This window comes from Rhizobium lentis (genome assembly GCF_014200175.1).
GTDB lineage: Bacteria > Pseudomonadota > Alphaproteobacteria > Rhizobiales > Rhizobiaceae > Rhizobium > Rhizobium mulingense.
On record NZ_JACHBD010000039.1, the window covers coordinates 1 to 2,480 of the forward strand.

A 2,480-nucleotide genomic window follows, 5' to 3' on the forward strand; every position below is an offset into this window, starting at 1 on the left:
CAAACTTATCGAAGAGGATCGTCGCCAGCAGATGAGGGCCGATGAAGCCGCGCGGCGCGCCTCGCAGTCACGGCAGGTAAATTTCTCCCGCACCGGAGGCCGGCAGGTGAAATCCCTCCGGCCTACTCACCCCTGGGTCAAGACCAATATGACACGCACCTGCGGATGGTGTCAGCGGGGAGAGCCCCTCATTGCAGAAGTCCCTCATGGTCATTGGAAGACACTGACCTTCCTGGCCGGCTTACGCCGCGATAGCATCGTTGCCCCCTTCGTCCTCGATGGTCCCATCAATGGCATCGCTTTCACCGCATGGGTTCGGCAATGTCTGGTCCCGACACTCAAAGCCGGTGACATCGTCATCCTCGACAATCTCGGAAGCCACAAAGGAAAGCCGGCCCGCGATGCGATCCGAGATGTCGGTGCACATCTCTTCTTCCTGCCGCCCTACAGCCCCGACCTCAATCCCATCGAGATGATGTTCGCAAAGCTCAAGACACTCGTCAGAAAGGCAGACGAACGAACCGTTGAAACAACATGGAGACGCATTGGAGACCTCTTGAAGACGTTCAGTCCCCAAGAGTGCTCCAACTACCTCAGACATGCAGGGTATGGTTCATAATAAACCTGACAGACTTTAATGCGATACGTGGCCATCTTGCTGAAACCGGCCTTGTGGCTGCGCAAGGCTTTTCCATGCCGCCAAGCTTGTCGCAGCAATTGAGGACAACGATGCTGCCATTCCTGAAGCCGCGCGCCCGATCTTATCGCTGCTTGTCGTGCAGTTACAGTCGCTGGATGAGAGAGTAGCCGTATTTGATCGCGAGATTGCACGACGAGCTAGGGAGGATGCTGAAGCCAAGCGTTTGATGACGATTCCTGGGATAGGACCGATCACCGCGACCGCACTCGCAGCACTGGCCCCATCAGCGACAACGTTCAAGAAAGGGCACAACTTTGCGGCGTGGCTCGGCCTAACCCCACTGCAACGGTCCTCAGGAGGGAAGCAGAAGCTCGGCGAGACCTCGCGCATGGGTGAACGGACCTTACGTCGATTGCTGATCATCGGGGCCAGCGCGGCCGTACGCTGGGCAATGCGGAAGGGATCACGGGATCCTTGGCTCTCGCAAATGCTGGAACGTAAACCGCCCATGCTGGTGATCGTCGCCCTTGCTAACAAGACAGCACGCATCGTGTGGGCGTTGCTGAGCAAGGGAGGAACCTATCGGACACCGGTCCTGCAGTGTTAGTTCGCTTCTCGGAGCGAACTGGCGAAGTGTGAGAAGGTCAAAAGGAGAGTATGGTGCAACGGTCAACGAGACGGGATCGGGAGAACCAGATCATGGATACGCGCCACGAGCGCGCCAGATTGAATTGGACCCGCTCCGCGAACTCCCATACGGGCCCGCGGCATCTGATGGCCGCAACTTAGAGGCCGGACACATGTCAGCCCCCGACCACGCTCCTTGCTCTTCAAAAGATTTTTCTTGCACAAACGGGGGCGTCCACACATGTCCATGATGACAGTATCCCCCGGACTGAGCGTCGGCACGAGGAGCTGTTCGATGTAGGCCAGGAATGCCACACCGTTCATCGGGCCGTCGAGGACCATCGGTGGCGTCATGCCGGAAAGCCTGAGCGCGCCTGTAAAGGTCTTGGTTTTCCAGTGTCCGTGGGGAACGGCCGACCGGCAGCGTTGTCCGCATAGGGATCGCCCGCGCGGTCGAGCCATCTTCGTGGAAAGACCGGTCTCATCGATAAAAACCAACTTGGCGGGATCGAGATCGAGCTGGCCATCAAACCATTCCTGACGCCGCCTCGGCGTGAGCGTCCGGTGAGTCGGTTTTGGTCAGGTGCGGAATTAGCGCAAGTTACGACACAGATGATTCATTTGTGACGTAACAGGGTATGAATGGCCAAGGTTGAGATCCTGACGGGTGCCGAGCGACAACGTCGATGGTCGACAGATAGCTTTCGATATTGCAGGAAGCGTTCAGCGCGGATGGGAGTTTTTCGATGTAGCGCGCCGGCACGACGTTCTTCCGCAACAGATATACGCATGGCGAAAGAAGTTCTCGCCACCCGAATTGAAATTTCCAGAGACCTTATCGTTCGTCCCGGTGTCGCTTGTCGGGGGATCGGAGAGCGTGAGTGACGGCTCCAAGAGGAGCGATCCTCGGTCGAGATGCAAAGACGTTGAAATCGTCCTGAGGAATGGCCGAGTGCTCAGAATTGCGGCTGACATGGATCTTGAGGTGCTGTCGTCGCTGGTCGCTTGTGTTGAGGCGGCATGATCGGGCGGGGAGTGTGCGGGTTTATCTGGCCTGCGGGGTGACCGATATGCGGCGTGGCATTGATGGTCTGTCGGCGCTGGTCGAAACGGTCGTAAAGGAGGCGCCGGGCTCAGGCGCAATCTTCGGCTTCCGCGGAAAACGCGCCGACCGTATCAAACTTCTGTGGTGGGACGGCCAAGGGTTCTGCCT

3 protein-coding genes and 2 pseudogenes are annotated in these 2,480 nt (G+C 58.0%); 4 read left to right on the forward strand and 1 reads right to left on the reverse strand.

Annotated features, from left to right (window positions below; all coding sequences use genetic code 11):
- Positions 1-133 precede the first annotated feature (133 nt).
- Positions 134-619 (forward strand): annotated as a pseudogene (locus tag GGI60_RS31565) (IS630 family transposase); the annotation flags it as partial.
- Between the two features lie 139 nt (positions 620-758).
- Positions 759-1,247, forward strand: coding sequence for an IS110 family transposase (locus GGI60_RS31570; protein ID WP_312863482.1), 489 nt, complete (start codon positions 759-761; stop codon positions 1,245-1,247).
- A 263-nt stretch (positions 1,248-1,510) separates the two neighbouring features.
- Here the strand turns inward: GGI60_RS31570 and GGI60_RS31575 are convergent.
- Positions 1,511-1,816 (reverse strand): annotated as a pseudogene (locus GGI60_RS31575) (transposase); the annotation flags it as partial.
- Between the two features lie 118 nt (positions 1,817-1,934).
- Between GGI60_RS31575 and GGI60_RS32885 the strand changes: the two are divergent.
- Positions 1,935-2,291, forward strand: a complete 357-nt coding sequence (locus GGI60_RS32885) for a transposase (protein WP_183920505.1) — start codon at positions 1,935-1,937, stop codon at positions 2,289-2,291.
- The coding region (gene tnpB, locus GGI60_RS32890) for an IS66 family insertion sequence element accessory protein TnpB (RefSeq protein ID WP_183920503.1) at positions 2,212-2,480 on the forward strand (269 nt) is incomplete at its 3' end. The genes GGI60_RS32885 and tnpB, both read left to right, overlap by 80 nt.